The sequence below is a fragment of the Ancylobacter crimeensis genome (assembly GCF_023016805.1).
GTDB classification, from domain to species: domain Bacteria; phylum Pseudomonadota; class Alphaproteobacteria; order Rhizobiales; family Xanthobacteraceae; genus Ancylobacter; species Ancylobacter crimeensis.
Window position 1 is genome coordinate 132,985 of record NZ_JALKCH010000003.1, and the last position, 17,518, is coordinate 150,502.

At 68.8% G+C, this 17,518-nt stretch carries 15 protein-coding genes; 12 read left to right on the forward strand and 3 right to left on the reverse strand.

Annotated elements, in window-relative coordinates:
* Positions 1–34 precede the first annotated feature (34 nt).
* The 3 genes from MWN34_RS04855 (at position 35) to MWN34_RS04865 (ending at position 3,702) form a co-directional block, all read left to right on the forward strand.
* Positions 35–1,291 (forward strand): winged helix-turn-helix domain-containing protein, encoded by a 1,257-nt coding sequence (locus MWN34_RS04855; RefSeq protein ID WP_247027148.1) that lies wholly within the window; start codon positions 35–37, stop codon positions 1,289–1,291.
* A 122-nt stretch (positions 1,292–1,413) separates the two neighbouring features.
* Positions 1,414–2,253, forward strand: a complete 840-nt coding sequence (locus MWN34_RS04860) for an EamA family transporter (RefSeq protein WP_247027150.1) — start codon at positions 1,414–1,416, stop codon at positions 2,251–2,253.
* Positions 2,254–2,286: 33 nt separating this feature from the next.
* Entirely contained in the window at positions 2,287–3,702 is a 1,416-nt protein-coding gene (locus tag MWN34_RS04865; protein WP_247027152.1) for an ATP-dependent DNA helicase, read from the forward strand.
* Positions 3,703–3,902: 200 nt separating this feature from the next.
* Here the strand turns inward: MWN34_RS04865 and MWN34_RS04870 are convergent, their stop codons facing one another.
* Positions 3,903–4,787, reverse strand: a complete 885-nt coding sequence (locus MWN34_RS04870) for a LysR family transcriptional regulator (protein WP_247027154.1) — start codon at positions 4,785–4,787, stop codon at positions 3,903–3,905.
* 103 nt (positions 4,788–4,890) lie between these two features.
* Between MWN34_RS04870 and MWN34_RS04875 the strand changes: the two genes are divergently transcribed.
* From MWN34_RS04875 to MWN34_RS04890, 4 genes are read left to right on the forward strand one after another with little or no spacing between them, the layout of a single operon-like run.
* Positions 4,891–6,339, forward strand: a complete 1,449-nt coding sequence (locus tag MWN34_RS04875; protein ID WP_247027156.1) for an aldehyde dehydrogenase family protein — start codon at positions 4,891–4,893, stop codon at positions 6,337–6,339.
* Positions 6,339–7,340, forward strand: a complete 1,002-nt coding sequence (locus tag MWN34_RS04880; RefSeq protein ID WP_247027158.1) for a membrane dipeptidase — start codon at positions 6,339–6,341, stop codon at positions 7,338–7,340. The genes MWN34_RS04875 and MWN34_RS04880 overlap by 1 nt, the downstream gene beginning before the upstream one ends.
* Positions 7,337–9,010, forward strand: coding sequence for a hypothetical protein (locus MWN34_RS04885; RefSeq protein ID WP_247027160.1), 1,674 nt, complete (start codon positions 7,337–7,339; stop codon positions 9,008–9,010). The genes MWN34_RS04880 and MWN34_RS04885 overlap by 4 nt, the downstream gene beginning before the upstream one ends.
* Before the next feature lie 10 nt (positions 9,011–9,020).
* The gene (locus tag MWN34_RS04890) at positions 9,021–9,608 is read left to right on the forward strand and encodes a DUF3726 domain-containing protein (protein ID WP_247027162.1); all 588 of its coding nucleotides are present in this window, start codon (positions 9,021–9,023) and stop codon (positions 9,606–9,608) included.
* Positions 9,609–9,648: 40 nt separating this feature from the next.
* On the opposite strand, the gene MWN34_RS04895 is transcribed toward MWN34_RS04890, so the two are convergent.
* Positions 9,649–10,668 (reverse strand): Ldh family oxidoreductase, encoded by a 1,020-nt coding sequence (locus MWN34_RS04895; RefSeq protein ID WP_247027163.1) that lies wholly within the window; start codon positions 10,666–10,668, stop codon positions 9,649–9,651.
* A gap of 134 nt (positions 10,669–10,802) precedes the next feature.
* Here MWN34_RS04895 and MWN34_RS04900 point away from each other — a divergent pair, with 134 nt between their 5' ends.
* Complete coding sequence (locus MWN34_RS04900) at positions 10,803–11,177, forward strand: VOC family protein (protein WP_247027165.1); 375 nt, start codon at positions 10,803–10,805, stop codon at positions 11,175–11,177.
* A 7-nt stretch (positions 11,178–11,184) separates the two neighbouring features.
* Here the strand turns inward: MWN34_RS04900 and MWN34_RS04905 are convergent, their stop codons facing one another.
* Complete coding sequence (locus MWN34_RS04905; RefSeq protein ID WP_247027167.1) at positions 11,185–12,408, reverse strand: acyl-CoA dehydrogenase; 1,224 nt, start codon at positions 12,406–12,408, stop codon at positions 11,185–11,187.
* A 258-nt stretch (positions 12,409–12,666) separates the two neighbouring features.
* Here MWN34_RS04905 and MWN34_RS04910 point away from each other — a divergent pair, with 258 nt between their 5' ends.
* From MWN34_RS04910 to MWN34_RS04925, 4 genes are all read left to right on the forward strand, one after another.
* A complete protein-coding gene (locus tag MWN34_RS04910) occupies positions 12,667–14,259 on the forward strand; it encodes an ABC transporter substrate-binding protein (protein WP_247027169.1) in 1,593 nt (530 codons plus the stop codon).
* Between the two features lie 244 nt (positions 14,260–14,503).
* Positions 14,504–15,514 carry an ABC transporter permease subunit gene (locus MWN34_RS04915; RefSeq protein ID WP_247027171.1) on the forward strand — a complete coding sequence of 337 codons (1,011 nt, stop codon included), beginning with the start codon at positions 14,504–14,506 and terminating at the stop codon, positions 15,512–15,514.
* A complete protein-coding gene (locus MWN34_RS04920; RefSeq protein ID WP_247027173.1) occupies positions 15,507–16,511 on the forward strand; it encodes an ABC transporter permease subunit in 1,005 nt (334 codons plus the stop codon). Before MWN34_RS04915 ends, MWN34_RS04920 begins: the two co-directional genes overlap by 8 nt.
* 3 nt (positions 16,512–16,514) lie before the next feature.
* Positions 16,515–17,513, forward strand: coding sequence for an ABC transporter ATP-binding protein (locus MWN34_RS04925; RefSeq protein WP_247027175.1), 999 nt, complete (start codon positions 16,515–16,517; stop codon positions 17,511–17,513).
* The last annotated feature ends 5 nt before the right edge of the window (positions 17,514–17,518 follow it).

Consider the following 17,518-nt stretch of genomic DNA (forward strand, 5'->3'; position numbering starts at 1 on the left):
CCGCCACCCGGCACGAGCGGATGAGCGCTGCACCATGGCCCTGCCTTCCGACGATCCCGTTCCCGCACCGCGTGCCCGTCTTTCACTGAAGGAGGCGCGGCGCCTGGCGCTGGCGGCGCAAGGCTTCGGATCCGGGCATGGCGGGGCGGAGCGCGCCCATGTCCACACCTCCTATGGTCCGATGCGGCGCATGGCCGACCGTCTCGGCCTGCTCCAGATCGACTCGGTCAACGTGCTGGTGCGCTCGCACTATCTGCCGCTGTTCTCCCGCCTCGGCCCCTATCCGATGGAGCGGCTCGACGCCGCGACGCAGGGGCGCCGCCGCATCCTGTTCGAATATTGGGGCCACGAGGCCTCGCTGCTGCCGGTCGCGCTGCAGCCGCTGATGCGCTGGCGCATGGAGCGGGCCGCGCGTGGGCACGGCATCTATGGCGGCCTCGCCCGCTTCGCCCGCGAACAGGCCGACTATATCGAAGCAGTGCGCGAGGAAATCCGCACGCGCGGTCCCCTGGGGGCGGGCGAGCTTTCCGACGGCAGCAAGGGCGAAGGCGGCTGGTGGGGCTGGAGCGCGGGTAAGCAGGCGCTCGAATTCCTGTTCTGGGCCGGCGAGGTCACCACTGCGCAGCGCCGCGGCTTCGAACGGGTCTACGATCTCACCGAGCGGGTCTTGCCGGCCGAGGTGCTCGCCGCCCCGACCGTGCCGGCCGAGGAGGCGCAGCGCCAGCTGGTGATGGTCGCCGCCCGCGCGCTGGGCGTCGCGACCGAGCCCTGCCTGCGCGATTATTTCCGCCTCGACCCCACCGAATCCAAGGCCCGGGTCGCCGAGCTGGTGGAGGATGGCCGGCTGCTGCCGGTCGCGGTGGAGGGCTGGAGCCGGCCCGCCTATCTCGATCCGGCGCAGAAGATCCCCCGCCGCATCGGGGCCCGCGCGCTGCTCTCGCCCTTCGACTCGCTCATCTTCGAGCGGCGGCGCACGCAGGAGCTGTTCGGCTTCCACTACCGTCTCGCCTTCTACACCCCCGCCGACAAGCGTTCGCATGGCTACTACGTCATGCCGCTACTGCTCGGCGACCGTCTGGTGGCGCGCATCGACGTGAAGGCGGAGCGGGCGACGGGCGTTCTCAGCGTGCCGGCCGCGCATATCGAGGACGGCGTCGCGGCCGGCGAGGTCGTTGAGCCGCTGGCGGAGGAGCTGCGGCTGCTCGCCTTCTGGCTCGGCCTGCCGAGCGTGCATGTCGGCGAGCGCGGCGACCTCGCTAACCCGTTGCGCGAGCTGTTCGGCCGCGGCTGAGGGGTGCTTCCGCTTGGCGGACGTCGCGGAATCGATTAATTCCCCGATGGCTCCATGACGCTTCGACGTCGCTTCGATGACGTTCGCATGACGGGCTGTTTTCCTCTCCGGGCCGGGCGGCAATGGACGTCAGCGTATTCATGGCGGTGATGGCCGCGGCGGCGATGCATGCCGGCTGGAACGCCATCCTCAAGATCCGGCTCGACCCGTTCCTCGCCGTGGTTCTGGTGAATGCGGCCTGCGGCATCATCGCTTTGCCGGCGGCGATCTGGTTCGGCCTGCCGCCGCTGCATGTCTGGCCGTGGATCTTCGCCTCCATCGCCATCCATCTCGTCTATTACCTGACGCTGAGCGGGGCCTACCGCCTCGCCGACATGGGGCAGGTCTACCCTGTGGCACGCGGCAGCGCGCCGCTGATGACCGCGCTCATCTCCCTCACCGTGCTGGGCGAGCCCATCGACGGACAGGGGCTGCTCGGCGTCGTCCTGCTGGCCTTCGGCATCGTCGCCATCGCCTGGCGCAACGCCGGCACGCGGTTCGATCCGCGCGCGCTGCGGCTGGCCCTCATTTGCGGCGTGAGCATCACCGCCTACACGCTGGTCGACGGGTTGGGGGCGCGCAGCGCGGGCAATCCGCATTTGTATTCGGCATGGCTGTTCGTGATGGACAGCCTGCTCATCACCCTCACCGCGCTCGTCTGGAAGGGTCCCACGGCGCTCAGGCCCACGCTCGCCTTCATCGGACCGGGCTTCGCCGGAGGGGCGATGTCGCTGTCGGCCTACTGGATCTCGATCTGGGCGATGACCCGCGCGCCGATCGGGCTGGTGGCGGCGGTGCGGGAATCGAGCGTGCTGTTCGGCGCGGTGATCGCGGTGCTGGTGCTGCACGAGCCGCTGCGCGCCAACCGCATCCTCGCCGCCGGGCTCATCGTCGCCGGCCTCGTGCTGATCAAGATGCATTGAGAAGCGCGGGACGCCTGTGCTTCTCTCCCCGCCATGAAGACCCCTGCCTCCCAACCGATTCCCGACCCCGCCGCCCGGCGCAAGGCGATGGCGATCCGCAAGGCGCACGCCCAGATCGAAGCAGCACATGCGGCCGCGCTCGAAAAGATGCCGGCGGGCGTGCCCGAAGACGCCTTCGCCGAACCGCTGGAGCGGCTGAAGCGCGGCACCCCTGTCGTCATGGTGCTGGGTGGCGCGGGCACCGGCAAGACCACCTTCCTGCAGGCGGTGCGGCGTATGGGCGAAGGCCGGCAGGCCTTTCTCGCGCCGACAGGCGTCGCCGCGCTGCAACTCGGCGGGCAGACCATCCACTCCTTCTTCGGCCTGCCGCCCCGCCTCGTCGATCCGGCCGAGGTGAAGCCGAAGACCGCCCGCCGCACCCTCATGAAAAAGCTGGAGCGGCTCGTCATCGACGAGATCTCCATGGTGCGGGCCGATGTGCTCGACGCCATCGACCGCTGCCTGCGCATTGTCCGGGAGGACGATCGACCCTTCGGCGGGGTGCAGATGGTGCTGGTCGGCGATTTCCTGCAATTGCCGCCGGTGGTGCCGACGGTGGAGCGCGAGATGCTGGCGCTGCTCGGCTATGACGGCCCCTTCGCCTTCGATGCCCGCGTGCTGCGTGAGGCGGAGGTCGACCGCGTCGCCTTCAACCGGGTGTACCGGCAGACGGAAGAAGAATTCGTCGCCCATCTCGCCGCCTTGCGCGCCGGCCGCAACGTGCAGGCGGCGATCGAAGCGATCAACGCCGCCTGCCACCGCGACCACCGTCCCGGCAAGGTGCCGGTGGTGCTCGCCCCCACCAATGCCCGCGTGGACGCCTACAACCAGCGCGGGCTCGACGCGCTGCATGATGCCGGACGCGCCTATGGCGGGGTCAGCGAAGGCGAGTTCGACATCGCCACCGACCGCCTGCCGGTGCCCGAGACGCTGGTGCTGAAGGTGGGCGCCCGCGTCATGGCCGTGCGCAACGATCCCGCGCGGCAATGGGTCAACGGCTCGGTCGGCACGGTGGTCGGGCTCGCCGCCGACCGCGCCTATGTCCGCTTCGACGCCTCCGGCCAGCTCTGCGAGATCGAGGCGACGAGCTGGGAGCGCATCCGCTACGACTGGAACGAGAGTGGCGGCACCATCGCGGCCAAGATCGTCGGCTCCTATTCGCAGCTCCCTCTGGTGCCGGCCTGGGCGGTGACGGTGCACAAGGCGCAGGGGCTGACGCTGGAGGATGTGCGCATCGACCTCGATGGCGGCGCCTTCGCCGCCGGCCAGACCTATGTCGCCCTCTCCCGCGCCCGCTCCATGGCTGGCCTGTCGCTGGCCCGCGCGCTGCGCGCCAGCGACATAAGGGTCGACCGCCGCGTCGTCGGTTTCACCATGGCCTTCGAACGCGAGGCAGCGGACAGCGAGTAATACATTTAATATCCGTTGATTAAAGACATTCCACAGACAACGCTTTACAGTTCTCCACTCTGTCTGTAGATTAATCGCATCGTCAACGGATGCTTCCCATGCGCACGACCTTCAACCGCTATCGCGACCGCGTGCTCTTCGCCCTCGCCTATGCGGCGATCGCGGGCACCGTGCTGTTCGCCCATCCTTTCGGCTGAACGTCAACGCGCCAGCTCATAGCCGAAGGCCGCCTGCTCCTCCCCGATCACGTCCGCCACCGCCGCCACCAGCCGCGCTGCCGCCGGCTGCAGCTTGCGGTCGGCCCGGGCGATCCAGCCCAGCGTGCGGGCGCACGCGGCGTCGGCCAGCGGCAGGAAGGCGATCTCCGCATCGGCAGGACGACACAGCCGCGGCAGGATCGAAACGCCCAGCCCCGCCCGGATCATCGCCAGGATCGAAGCCACGTTGCGGGCCTCCAGCGTCGTGGCGGCGTGCGGCGGACTCAGCCCGGCCATGCTGCCATTGACGATGAAGGTCTCCCCTGTCAGCGCCGGCCACGCGACCGCGCCGCCCTGTCGCGCCAGCGGATGGTCGGCGCGGCACACCAGTTCCAGCGTCTCGCGCAGCAGCGGGGTGAAGGCGATGCCTTGCCGCGGCTGGTTGAGCACGCAGAAGCCGATCTCGACCCGGCCATTGTCCACCGCGTCGATCACCGCCGCCGAATCCATGTCGCGCAGGCTCACCTGAAGGTCGGGCGCATCTGTCCGCAGCCGGGCGATGGCGGCGGGTAGGAAGGTGGTGGCGACCGAGGGCACGCTCGCGACATCGCAGCGCCCGACCTGATTGGCGGCGAAGGCGCGTAGCGCCGCGCAGGAGCGCTCATAATGGGCGAGCAGCGCCTGCGCCTCGTCGAGCACGCGATAGCCGAGCTGGCTCAGCGCCGCCTTGCGTTCGGCGAGGAACAGCGCCCCCCCGATATCCGCCTCAAGCTGCTTCAGCGTCATGGAAACCGCCGATGGGGTGCGGTTCAGGCGGTGAGCGGCGGGCCTGATGCCGCCAGTTTCCACCACTGCGACGAAGGTGCGCAATCCGGTGAGGCTGATCATGGGCGCTCCGTTCAGTTGACCTGAACGATAGTGCAATATTCCGCGATTGACTGAAACACCGTCCCGGCCCGAGCATGGCGCCGCTGTCAGTAGGATGGGTCGGATGGACGTTGCTCAGAACTATATCGGCGGGCGCTGGGTCGAGGGCTCCTCGACCATCGAAAACCGCTCGCCCTCCGACCAGACCGACCTTGTCGGCCTCTATGCGCAGGCGAGCGTCGCACAGGTGCACGAAGCAGCCACGGCTGCGCGCAGCGCCCAGCCGATCTGGGCTGCGACCGGGCTGGAGGCCCGCTCCGCGGTACTGGACGCCATAGGCCGCGAATTGATGGCCCGCAGCGCCGAGCTTGGCCGGCTGCTCTCCCGCGAGGAAGGCAAGCCGCTCCCTGAGGGCAGCGGCGAGGTCTATCGCGCCGGGCAGTTCTTCACCTATTTCGCCGGCGAGGTGCTGCGCATTCTCGGCGACGTCGCCGATTCGGTACGCCCCGGCGTGGAGGTGAGCGTCACCCGTGAGCCGCTCGGCGTGGTGGCGGTGATCTCGCCCTGGAACTTCCCCATGGCGACCGCCGCCTGGAAGATCGCGCCTGCGCTCGCCTTCGGCAATGCGGTGATCTGGAAGCCGGCCAATCTCACCCCGGCCAGCGCCCATGCGCTCACCGACATCATTTCCCGGCAGGCGATCCCGGCGGGATTGTTCAACCTCGTCATGGGCCCCGGCGGCGCGCTCGGCCGGGCGCTGGCGGCGGAGGCAGATATTGACGGGCTCACCTTCACCGGCTCCTGCGAGGTGGGACGCGACATCGCCGCCCACGCCGCGCCGCGGCTGGTGAAGCTGCAGATGGAGATGGGCTCCAAGAATCCGCTGGTGGTGATGGACGACGCCGATCTCGATCGCGCCGCCGACCTTGCCGCCAACGGCGCCTTCGGCGGTACGGGGCAGAAATGCACCGCCTCCTCCCGCCTCATCGTGCATCGCCCGGTCTATGAGGCGTTCGCCGGGAAGCTGCTGGCGCGGGCGAAGGCGCTGCGCGTCGGCCATGCGCTCGATCCGGCGACGCAGATGGGCCCGGTGGTGAGCGCCGGGCAGCTCGAGGCCAATCTTGGCTATGTGGCGCTTGCCCGCGCCGAGGGCGGGGAGATCGCCTGCGGCGGCACCCGGATCGAGGGTCCGGCGGACGGCTTCTACATGGCACCGACCGTTGTGCTGGGCACGCGCAACGAGATGCGGGTGAACCAGGAGGAGATGTTCGCCCCCATCACCTGCCTGATCCCCGCGGACGACCTCGACCACGCCATCGCGCTCGCCAATGGAACGCCCTTCGGCCTGACGGCGGGCATCTGCACCCGCTCCCTGGCCCGCGCCACGAAATTCCGCCGCGCCTCGCGCTCCGGCTGCGTGATGGTGAACCTGCCGACCGCGGGCACGGATTATCACGTTCCCTTCGGCGGCATCCGCGGGTCGAGCTACGGGCCGCGCGAGCAGGGCCGCAACGCCGCCGAGTTCTACACGCAGGTGAAGACCGCCTATGTCTTCGCCGGGGAGGCGGATTGATGGCCGCGCCCTCCCCCCTCCTCATCGACGGGCTGCAGTTCTGCCGCTGGTCGCGCGACGTGTTCGAGCAGATGCGCGCCGCCGGCATGAGCGCGGTGCATGTCACCATTGCCTATCACGAGAATTTCCGCCGCACGGTGGACCATGTCGTCGCCTGGAACGCCCGGTTCCGCGATCACGCGGACCTCATCCTGCACGCCCGCAGCGTCGAGGACATCGACCGGGCGCGGGCGAGCGGACGGACCGCGATCCTGTTCGGGCTGCAGAACCCCATGCCGGTCGAGGATGATTTCGGCCTCGTCGAGGTGCTGCACACGCTCGGCATCCGCTTCCTGCAGCCGACCTACAACAACCAGTCGCTGCTCGGCAGCGGGTGGATGGAACCGGTCGATGGCGGGCTGACCCGCATGGGACGCGAGGTGATCGGCGAGATGAACCGGCTCGGCATGGTGGTCGACCTCTCCCATGCCGGCGAGCGCACCGCGCTGGAGGCGATCGCCTGCTCCTCCCGCCCCGTTGCCGTCAGCCATGCCAACCCCGCCTGGTGGCGGGCGACCGGGCGCAACGTCTCGCGCCCGCTGATGGAAGCGCTCGCCGCACGCGGCGGCATGCTCGGCCTCTCGCTCTACCCCCACCACCTGCCGGACAGCTCGCAGACCACGCTCGCCCGATTCTGCGCCATGGCACGGGATACCGCCGAGGTGGTCGGCATCGACCGCGTCGGCATCGGCTCGGACCTCTGCCAGGACCAGCCGGACGAGGTGGTGCGCTGGATGCGCGAGGGCAAATGGTGCCGGCCCGGCGACGCTCCGATCAACTTCCCGGCCCAGCCGGACTGGTTCCGCGACAATCGCGATTTTCCCCGCATCGCCGAAGGTCTCACCGCCGCTGGCTTCCGGCCGGACGAGGTGGAAAAGCTGCTCGGCGGCAACTGGTATCGCTTCCTGCGCGACGCCCTGCGCCCGCTCCCCGCAACATCCGACACGGAGGCGGCGGCATGAATGCGGCCATCCCCAGCGTGCCCCCCAGCCTGTCCCTTCGCCCACCCTCCGAGGTGATGTGCCTCTCCCGTATGGGTGCGATGCATGCCAGCCGGCTAAGCTTCGCCCCCACATTGCTGCGCCGCGTCGCCGATGAGGGCTGGAGCTTTGCCCGCACCATATGGGCCATCGACGCGCAGGGCTTCGGCCACGCGGTCTACACGGTAACCACGCCGCGCCATCGCTACAGCCTCATTGCCTTCTCCCGCGACCTGCCCGACGACCAGCGCACCGACCGCGTCATCGCCGAGGCGTGGGACACCTCCTACGTGCTCTATGACGGCGTACCGGACGCTGCCGAGATCGAGCGTCTCGCCGCCAATGCCCCCCGACAGGAAGCCGGCCGCTTCAGCGAGCGCGACCTCGTGCTCTCGCGCGCCAACCGTAGCGTGCGGCTGTTCGAGACGGTGGTGAGCCACCTTGCCGCCGGCACCCAGCCGCCGCAGGAGCTCCTGGAGTCGGTCGGCTATCTGATGCGGACCACCGCGGTTTATGGCAACGGCAAGTTCGGTATCGCCGACCGCGACATCATCGCCGCGCGGGAGGACCTGAACGGGCCGTTCCAGGCGGAGATGCTGACGGTCTGGCTGATCCGCAGCTTCACGCTCGACCTCGTCGACCATGTCGCCGGGCAGCGCAGCCCTGAGGCGGTGCGCCTTGCCCCCGATCTGCGCCGCCGGCTCGGCGTGGGCAATTCCACCGGGCTCGGCATGGCGCCTTTCCTCGTGCGCCATCCGCTGCTGCTGCACAACTGGATGCTGGCCCGCGAGACCGCGCTGGCCCGCGTGCGCGCCGCCGCCTCCACGCCGGACACCGTCGCCGCGATTGCCAGGCACCTCGCCATCGCCCGCGCCGGCCTCGCCGACTGGGTCACGCAGGACGCGACGCAGGCCGGGCGGATCGCCCGGCTCGACGCCGATCTCGCAAGGCTCGCCGACGCCGTCGAACGGCTGGCGGCCACCGGCGGCGACTGGGACGTGCTGTATCGCTTCGCCGCCGACGAGCTGTCCGTCGAGGCGCAGGAATTCACGGTCTCGCTGCTGCTGGAACCCAATGGCGCGCTGGTGGACGATCTCACCGGCACCATGGCTGCCGAGGAGGCGGTCAGCCACCGGCTCGACGGAGCCATGTCCTGCGGCGCGCTCGCCGCCCTGCTCCAGCGCGACTATGGCTGGGCGCTCGATCTCGACCGTGCGGCGCCGGAAGCCTCGGCCCGGTTCTGGTACGTCTCCGAGGAGAAGCTGGAGCCCCGCCTCGGCACCCGCGCGCTGGACGATGGCGCCGAGCGCGAACTGCCCCTCACCTTCGCCCATGAGGCCGAGGCGCTGAGCCGCCGCCTGGCGGATGCCGATCCCGCCCTGCCGGTGGCGGAGCTGGTCGCCCGGCACCCGGAGCTTCGTCACATCGTGCGCCGCGTGCAGTTCGTCGCCACCCATCCCTATGCCGAGATCCGCGACAACCTCGTCGACGGACGGATGCGGCCGATCGACCTGCTGCGCTGCAAGCTCTCCTTCTTCGGCGCCTCGCGCTTCGACCCCCGCTCCGACCTCTGGCTGCGCATCACGCTGTTTCACGGCGCGCCGTTCCCGGAGGAGCTGTGCCGCATCGAGACTGAACCTGTCGCCGCCTGAGGAGGTCCGCATGATCGAGCTCTCTCTGAACGAAGTGGAACTGCAGGCCGCCAAGGCGGCGCGGGGCGCTGGCCTCTCATGGGGTGCGGCCGAGGATGTCGGGCGCGCCGCACGCTGGCTTGCCCGCTACGGGCTCGACTGGGCACCCGCTTTGCTGGCCCTGCTCGACGACCCGGACGCCGGGAGCTTCGTCGCGCGCATCTGCCGGCTGGTGGATGAGGGCGAGATGAGGGGGCCCGCCATCCTCTCCGGCCGGCCGCTCTGGATGGCGGCGCTGCTGGCGGCCGACATACCGCCCGAGGGCTGGCAGCTCGACTGGCAAAGCGCCGCGCAGCAGCGCGCGAGCCTGCATCTCGGCCCGCTCGACACGCTGAGCCGCAGCGGCACGCCCTTGCCGTCCGGCTGGACCGAGGGGCAGGCGGTCACGATCTCGACCGGCGGCGAGCCTCTCGCGGTGCGGCTGCCGCCCGCGAGCCGGAGCGTGGTGGCCCACGGTGCATGGGTTGCGATCGGGGAACTCGCCCGGAAAACCTATGTCCCCGCATCCGCCCGCTCGCGCGCCTCGGGTGCCGGCGCGAGCCTCACGGACAATGACTGAGCGGATACGGACTGGCCGGATGCGGCACGCCGCGCCGGCCTCAGGCCTGTGCCCCGGCGAGGGCCGCGACCTTGTCGTAGAGCCCCTGATCCACCTCCACCGTGCCGGCGGCGCGATGGCGGCGGCGGGCCTGCTCCTTGCGGGCGCCGGGCAGGCGCACGCCCTCCTGCGCGGTGAGCGCCTCGGCCAGGCGCGCCGCGCGCTCGCCGAACAGGCCGCCGGAGCTGGTCGCGGCATCGATGGCGAGAAAGAACTGTCCGGTGCGCGGCGGTCCGCCATTGGGACCGGAGAACGGGCTGGCGTCGATGCCGAGCGTCGCCCCGCTGGCCGCGGCGGCCAAAAGCTCCACCATCAGCCCGATGCCGACGCCCTTGTGCCCGCCGGACGGCGCCATGCTGCCGGACAGTCCGACATTCGCATCGGTGGTCGGCTGCCCGTCCGGCCCCAGCGCCCAGCCGGGCGGGATCGGGCGCCCCTCCCGCGCATGCTTCATCACCTCGCTCTTGGCGATGACGCTGGCGCTCTGGTCGATGGAGAGCAGCACCCCGCCCTTGCCGTCCGGCACCGCGAAGGCGAAGGGATTGGTGCCGATCACCGGCTTGGTGCCGCCCGCCGGAGCGATGGAGGCCGGCGCATTGGTGAAGCCGATGCCGACCAGCCCGGCCGCCGCCAGCGCCTCCGTGTGCAGGCCCAGCACGCCGGCATTGTAGGAATTGCGGATGGCGAGCGCAGCCACCCCCATCTCCCGCGCCAGCGGGATGAGCGCCTCGAAGCCGAGCCGGATGGCGGGATGGGCGAAGCCGGAGGCGGCATCGGCCACCAGCAAGGCCGGCTTCGGCCGCTCGAGACGAGGCACCGCCTGCCCGTCCACCTTGCCGATGCGCACATGCTCGCAATAGGTCGGCACATAAGCGAGGCCATGGGAGGCCACGCCCGCCTCCTCCGTACGCACCACCGATTCCGCCATGATGGCCGCGACATCCGCCCGCGCGCCGCTCGCGACCAGCGCCGCCTCGACGAGAATCTTCAGATCGGAAAAGGAGATGGCGCGCTTCGTCATGATGCCCCCTTGACTGCTCTGGAAAAACGATTACGCAGATATCAATGTATAGTCAAATATATTCACGTCTATTGTAGACATATGAGGTCGTATATTACGGTCTACGATGGATCTTCATCCAGAAAAATACATCCATGACCGTTCTTCGCATTGTCCCGAACATCGCGACCGATGACATCGCAAAGGTCGTCGCCTTCTATCGCAAGCTGCTGGATCTGGAACCGGTGATGGATCACGGCTGGATCGTCACGCTGGCCGGCGCACCTCATGGCGCGGCGCAGCTCGGCATTGCCAGCGAGGGGGGCTCGGGCACACCGGTACCGGACCTCTCGATCGAGGTCGACGATCTGGACATGGTGCTTGCCCGGATGCGGGCCATGGGCGTCACGCCCGCCTATGGGCCGGCGGAGGAGCCGTGGGGGGTGCGCCGCGTCTATGTGCGCGATCCGGCCGGGCGGCTGGTCAATATTCTCTGCCACGGTCGGGGCGGCAACGCGGCCGCCCCGTGAGGCCTGCTCAGAAGAACGCCTGATGGCCGGTGATGGCGCGCCCGATGATCAGCGCGTGGATGTCATGGGTGCCCTCATAGGTGTTCACCGTCTCGAGGTTCACCATGTGGCGCATCACCGGATATTCGCCGGAAATGCCGTTGCCGCCATGCATGTCCCGGGCGAGCCGGGCGATGTCGAGCGCCTTGCCACAATTGTTGCGCTTCACCACGGAAATCAGCTCCGGCGGCAGCCGTCCCTCCTCGAACAGCCGGCCGACGCGCAGCACGCCCTGCAGGCCGAGGCCGATCTCGGTGAGCATGTCGGCGAGCTTCTTCTGCACGAGCTGGGTGGCGGCGAGCGGCTTGTCGAACTGCTTGCGGTCGAGCGTGTAGCTGCGGGCCGAGGCGAGGCAGGCTTCCGCCGCCCCCATCACGCCCCAGGCGATGCCGTAACGGGCGCGGTTGAGGCAGCCGAACGGGCCCTTGAGGCCGGAGACGTTCGGCAGCAGCGCCTCCTCGGGCACCTCGACGCCGTCCATCACGATCTCGCCGGTGATCGAGGCGCGCAGCGACAGCTTGTTCTCGATCTTGGGGGTGGACAGCCCCTTCATGCCCCGTTCCAGCACGAAGCCGCGAATGGCGTTGTCATGGGCGGCCGACTTCGCCCACACCACCATGACGTCGGCGATCGGCGCATTGGTGATCCACATCTTGGCGCCGGAGAGGCGGTAGCCGCCGTCGATCTTTTCCGCGCGAGTACGCATGCCGGCGGGGTCGGAACCCGCATCCGGCTCGGTGAGGCCGAAGCAGCCGACGATCTCGCCGGTGGCGAGGCGCGGCAGATATTTCTTCCGCTGGCTCTCGTCGCCATAGGCGTGGATCGGATGCATCACCAGCGAGGACTGCACGCTCATGGCCGAGCGGTAGCCCGAATCCACCCGCTCCACCTCGCGGGCGACGAGGCCATAGGACACATAGCCGAGGCCGGCGCCGCCATATTCTTCCGGGATGGTGGGCCCCAGCAGGCCCAGTTCGCCCATCTCCGACATGATCTCGCGGTCGAACCGTTCGTCGCGGAAGGCTGTGGCGACGCGGGGCGCCAGCTTTTCCTGCGCATAGTCGCGGGCGGTGTCGCGGACGAGGCGCTCCTCCTCGCTCAGCTGGCCGTCGAGGTCGAACGGGTCGGCCCAGTCGAAGGCCGGAAGGCTGCGGGCTGCCTTGGGGGCGGGGGCGGAGGCGTTGGCGCTCATATGTCGATCTCCCGATGGCGCGGGCTTTCCTGCCCGCGCGTCGTTTCTCTCCTTCTAGCCCATCGGCATCGCGGCCGCATCCCGTACGACCCTGCAGACCCCTGCACGCCATGGCTGCAGATTTTAGACTTTTGTCGGGGCCTTCTCCCTGATTGCGCTGCGGCGAACGCCGTGTTTCAGTCAGCGTCATCGGCGATCCGCCCAGAGGAAATCGGCATAAGCCGCCCTGCGGACCGTCTTCAGAGGGGAACTCCGAACATGTCGCTCCTGAAAGCGAAAATCGCGGCGGCTGCCGTTCTTTCGATTCTTGCCGTGCCTGCCTATGCGAACACGCTGGTGTACTGCTCCGAAGGCAGTCCCGAGAACTTCACCCCCGCCCTGAATACCACCGGCACCAGCTTCGATGCCGCCCGCCCGGTCTACAACCAGCTCGTCGAGTTCGAGCGCGGCACCACCAAGGTGGTTCCCGGCCTCGCCGAGAGCTGGACCGTGAGTCCCGACGGCAAGGAGATCGTCTTCAAGCTGCGCAAGGGCGTGAAATTCCATTCCGGCGTCAACGGCTTCAAGCCGACCCGCGATTTCAACGTCGATGACGTGCTGTTCTCCTTCGAACGCCAGTGGAAGCCGGACAACCCCTATTTCAAGGTCACCGGCGGCGCTTATGACTACTTCAACGACATGAGCATGCCCGACCTGCTCAAGAGCATCGACAAGGTGGACGATTACACCGTCAAGTTCGTGCTGAACGAGCCGAACGCCCCGATGCTCGCCAACCTCGCCATGGATTTCGGCACCATCCACTCGAAGGAATATGCCGACTATCTGCTCAAGAAGGGCACGCCCGAGCAGTTCGACCAGATCCCGGTCGGCACCGGCCCGTTCCAGTTCGTCGCCTACCAGAAGGACGCGGTGATCCGCTACAAGGCCTTCCCGGACTATTTCGACGGCAAGGCCAAGATCGACAACCTGGTCTATGCCATCACGCCCGATCCGACGGCCCGCTATGCGAAGCTGAAGAAGGGCGAATGCCAGGTGATGATCGCGCCGAACCCGGCCGATATCGCGGCGATGAAGACCGATCCGGCGGTGAACCTGTTGTCGCAGCCGGGCCTCAACATCGCCTACTGGGCGTTCAACGTGCAGAAGCCGCCCTTCGACAAGAAAGAAGTGCGGCAGGCCTTCAACATGGCGATCGACAAGGCGGCGATCATCAAGGACGTCTATCAGGGCGCCGGCCAGGCCGCGATCAATCCGATCCCGCCGACGATCTGGTCCTACAACAAGGACGTGAAGGACTATCCCTACGATCCCGAGAAGGCCAAGAAGATGCTGGCCGATGCGGGAGTGACCACGCCGCTCGACATCGACCTGTGGTGGATGCCGGTGCAGCGCCCCTACAACCCCAACGCCAAGCGTATCGCCGAGATGATGCAGGCGGACCTTGCCAAGGTCGGCGTCAATGCGAAGCTCGTGTCCTATGAGTGGGGCGAGTACCGCAAGCGCATGCAGCAGGGCGAGCACACGACCGGCCAGCTCGGCTGGACCGGCGACAATGGCGACCCGGACAATTTCTTCTTCCTGCTCGGCTGCCCCGCTGCCCGCCAGGGCGGGCAGAACCTCGCCAAATGGTGCAACAAGGACTTCGACGCGCTCATCAACAAGGCCCGGGTCTCCTCCGACCTCGCCGAGCGCACCAAGCTCTATGAACAGGCGCAGGTCATCGTGAAGGAAGACGCGCCCTGGTTCACCATCGCCCATTCGGTCGTCTACGAGCCCATCCGCAAGGAAGTGGTGGACTACAAGGTGAGCCCGTTCGGCCGCCACGAATTCTACGGCGTCTCGCTGAAGTGACGCGGGCCTTCGGGCTCCGCGGCCGGGTGCCTTGAGGGAGCGCACCCGGCCCGTTTTCGCCCATCGACCGGCCCGGCCGGTGGGCGTCCTCATGAACACGCCTGACGCGCGCCTGTCGTGTCGCCACCCGCCCTGCGCGGGCCCGTCACGATCCGGCATGCCGCATGCATCGCACCTTCATGGATGACGCCTGCCCGTTCGTGACGGCGGGCGCCGGCCCCTCGAGGGCCCTGCCGGGATCGACATGCTCCGATTTGTGCTCCGCCGCGTCGCGCTGACGCTGCCGACCTTCGTGGCGCTGATGTTCGTCACCTTCATCGCCGTGCGGCTGGTGCCGGGCGATCCGATCGAGGTGCGCACCGGCGAACGCGGCATCGCGCCGGAACGGCTCGCGGCGCTGCGCCACGACCTCGGCCTCGACCAGCCGATGTGGGAGCAGTTCCTGCACTACGCCAATGGCCTCGCCCATGGCGATTTCGGCGTCTCCATCGTCACCAAGACGCCGGTGCTGCAGGAATTCCTCACCTTGTTCCCCGCGACGCTGGAACTCTCGCTCTGCGCGCTCATCCTCGCCGTGGCGATCGGCATTCCGGTCGGCGTGCTGGCAGCGGTGAAGCGCGGCGGACTGCTCGACCACGCGGTCATGGCGGTGGCGCTGACCGGCTACTCCATGCCGATCTTCTGGTGGGGCCTGCTGCTCATCATGTTCATGTCCGAATATCTCGGGCTGACCCCGGTCTCGGGCCGGGTGGACCTCATCAACTATTATTTCGAGCCGGTCACCGGCTTCATGCTGATCGACAGCCTGCTGTCGGACCAGGAAGGCGCGTTCTGGTCGGCGGTGCAGCACCTCATCCTGCCCTCCATCGTGCTTGGCACCATCCCGCTCGCGGTCATCGCCCGCATGACCCGCTCCTCCATGCTGGAGGTGCTGAGCGAGGATTACGTGCGCACCGCGCGGGCCAAGGGGCTCTCGCCGTTCCGCGTGGTGGGGCTGCACGCGCTGCGCAACGCGCTCATCCCGGTGGTCACGGTCATCGGCCTGCAGACCGGCACGCTGCTGGCGGGCGCGGTGCTGACCGAGCACATCTTCGCCTGGCCCGGCATCGGCAAATGGCTGATCGAGAGCATCGCCCGGCGCGACTACCCGGCGCTCCAGGGCGGCATCATGCTGATCTCGGGCATCGTCATCCTCGTGAACCTTCTCGTCGACCTCGCCTATGTCGCGATCAACCCGAGGATCCGTCATGGCTGAGCGGCTGATCGACAACGCCACGACGCCGACCCTCGCCGACGAGCGCGTCAACGCCGCCGACGCCGTGGATCCCTCCGGCGCCGTGCTGCCGCTTGAGGAGATCGCCGCCTCTTCCGTCGAGGCGGTTCCCGCGGAACGTTCCGCCCTCGCCGGCTTCTGGGCGGCGTTCCGCGAGAATCGCGGCGCCGTGGCCGGTCTGATGGTCGTTCTCGCGATCGCCATCCTCGCCGTCATCGCCCCGCTGGTCGCACCCCATGCGCCGACCGAGCAGTTCCGCGATTTCGTACAGACGCCGCCGGTCTGGTCGGAGGGCGGGTCGTGGAGATTCCCGCTCGGCACCGATGCGGTTGGTCGCGACATCCTCTCCCGGCTGATCTATGGCGCGCGCATCTCGCTCGGCATCGGCGTCTCGGTGATGCTGGTCTCGGTCGCGGTCGGCATTGTGCTGGGCCTCGCCAGCGCCTTCCTGCGCGGGCTGGCCGACACCGTCATCATGCGGGTGATGGACGTGATCACCGCCATTCCAAGCCTGGTGCTCGCGATCCTGGTCGTCGCGGTGCTGGGGCCGAGCCTCGTCAACACCATCGTCGCGGTCACGGTCGTCTATCTGCCGCGCTATGTGCGCATCGTGCGCGCGGCCGCTCTGGCGGAACTGTCGAAGGAATATGTCGTCGCCGCGCGGGTCGCCGGCGTCGGCACGCTGCGGCTGATGTTCGTGACCGTGCTGCCGAACTGCCTCGCCCCGCTCATCGTGCAGGCCGCGCTCGGCGTGTCGGACGCCATTCTGGAAGCCGCGGCGCTCGGCTTCCTCGGCCTCGGCGCCCAGCCGCCGACACCGGAATGGGGCGCGATGCTGGCCGACAGCCGTGAGTTCATCCGCGCCGCGCCCTGGATCGTCACCCTGCCGGGCCTCGCCATCCTCATCACGGTGGTCGCCATCAACCTGATGGGCGACGGGCTGCGGGATGCCCTCGACCCCAAGCTGCGGAGGAGCTGAGCCATGGCCGACACACCCCTGCTCTCCATCCGCAACCTGTCGGTTTCCTTCGCCACCTCGCGCGGCCCGTTCCGCGCGGTGGACGGGGTCGATCTCGACGTGTCGAGCGGCGAACTGGTCGCCATCGTCGGCGAGAGCGGCTCCGGCAAGTCGGTCGCGATGCTGGCCGTCATGGGCCTGCTGCCCTGGACCGCCACCGTCACCGCCGACCGCCTCGCCTTCGACGGCCACGACATGCTCGCCCTCTCGCCCCGCGAGCGGCGGCGGATCATCGGGCGCGACCTCGCCATGATCTTCCAGGAGCCGATGTCGAGCCTCAATCCGTGCTTCACTGTCGGCTTCCAGATCGGCGAGGCATTGAAGACTCATCTCGGCCTTGACCGGGCCGAGCGGCGGGTCCGCTCCATCGAATTGCTGCGCGAGGTCGGCATCCCGGAACCGGAGCGCCGGCTGAAGGCCTTCCCGCACCAGCTCTCCGGCGGCATGAGCCAGCGCGTGATGATCGCGATGGCGCTGGCCTGCCGGCCGAAGCTCATCATCGCCGACGAACCCACCACCGCGCTCGACGTCACCATCCAGGCGCAGATACTCGATCTGCTGGTGCGCCTCCAGCGGGACAACGGCGTCGGCCTCGTGCTCATCACTCATGACATGGGCGTGGTGGCGGAAACCGCGCAGCGGGTGTGCGTGCATTATGCCGGCCAGCAGGTGGAGATGCAGGAGACCGCCGGCCTGTTCCGCGATCCGCACCACCCCTACACCGCCGCGCTGCTGGCCGCCCTGCCGGAACGGGCCAGCGGGCGCATCCTGCCCTCCATTCCGGGCGTGGTGCCGGGCCTGGCCGACCGGCCGAAGGGCTGCCTGTTCTCGCCGCGCTGCCGCTTCGCCACCGAGCGCTGCCGCACCGTGCCGCCGCCGCGTTCCGGCCCGGAACTCGGCCTTGCGCTGTGTCACACCCCGCTGGTCGGCGGCGTGCCGCAGCGCCGCACCCAGGCCGCGTGAGGAGG

Bases quoted from the DNA above. Each gene is read 5' to 3' on its own strand.
- MWN34_RS04855 (WP_247027148.1), top strand. From the start codon at position 35: ATGGCCCTGCCTTCCGACGATCCCGTTCCCGCACCGCGTGCCCGTCTT.
- MWN34_RS04860 (WP_247027150.1), top strand. From the start codon at position 1,414: ATGGACGTCAGCGTATTCATGGCGGTGATGGCCGCGGCGGCGATGCAT.
- MWN34_RS04865 (WP_247027152.1), top strand. From the start codon at position 2,287: ATGAAGACCCCTGCCTCCCAACCGATTCCCGACCCCGCCGCCCGGCGC.
- MWN34_RS04870 (WP_247027154.1), bottom strand. From the start codon at position 4,787: ATGATCAGCCTCACCGGATTGCGCACCTTCGTCGCAGTGGTGGAAACT.
- MWN34_RS04875 (WP_247027156.1), top strand. From the start codon at position 4,891: ATGGACGTTGCTCAGAACTATATCGGCGGGCGCTGGGTCGAGGGCTCC.
- MWN34_RS04880 (WP_247027158.1), top strand. From the start codon at position 6,339: ATGGCCGCGCCCTCCCCCCTCCTCATCGACGGGCTGCAGTTCTGCCGC.
- MWN34_RS04885 (WP_247027160.1), top strand. From the start codon at position 7,337: ATGAATGCGGCCATCCCCAGCGTGCCCCCCAGCCTGTCCCTTCGCCCA.
- MWN34_RS04890 (WP_247027162.1), top strand. From the start codon at position 9,021: ATGATCGAGCTCTCTCTGAACGAAGTGGAACTGCAGGCCGCCAAGGCG.
- MWN34_RS04895 (WP_247027163.1), bottom strand. From the start codon at position 10,668: ATGACGAAGCGCGCCATCTCCTTTTCCGATCTGAAGATTCTCGTCGAG.
- MWN34_RS04900 (WP_247027165.1), top strand. From the start codon at position 10,803: ATGACCGTTCTTCGCATTGTCCCGAACATCGCGACCGATGACATCGCA.
- MWN34_RS04905 (WP_247027167.1), bottom strand. From the start codon at position 12,408: ATGAGCGCCAACGCCTCCGCCCCCGCCCCCAAGGCAGCCCGCAGCCTT.
- MWN34_RS04910 (WP_247027169.1), top strand. From the start codon at position 12,667: ATGTCGCTCCTGAAAGCGAAAATCGCGGCGGCTGCCGTTCTTTCGATT.
- MWN34_RS04915 (WP_247027171.1), top strand. From the start codon at position 14,504: ATGCTCCGATTTGTGCTCCGCCGCGTCGCGCTGACGCTGCCGACCTTC.
- MWN34_RS04920 (WP_247027173.1), top strand. From the start codon at position 15,507: ATGGCTGAGCGGCTGATCGACAACGCCACGACGCCGACCCTCGCCGAC.
- MWN34_RS04925 (WP_247027175.1), top strand. From the start codon at position 16,515: ATGGCCGACACACCCCTGCTCTCCATCCGCAACCTGTCGGTTTCCTTC.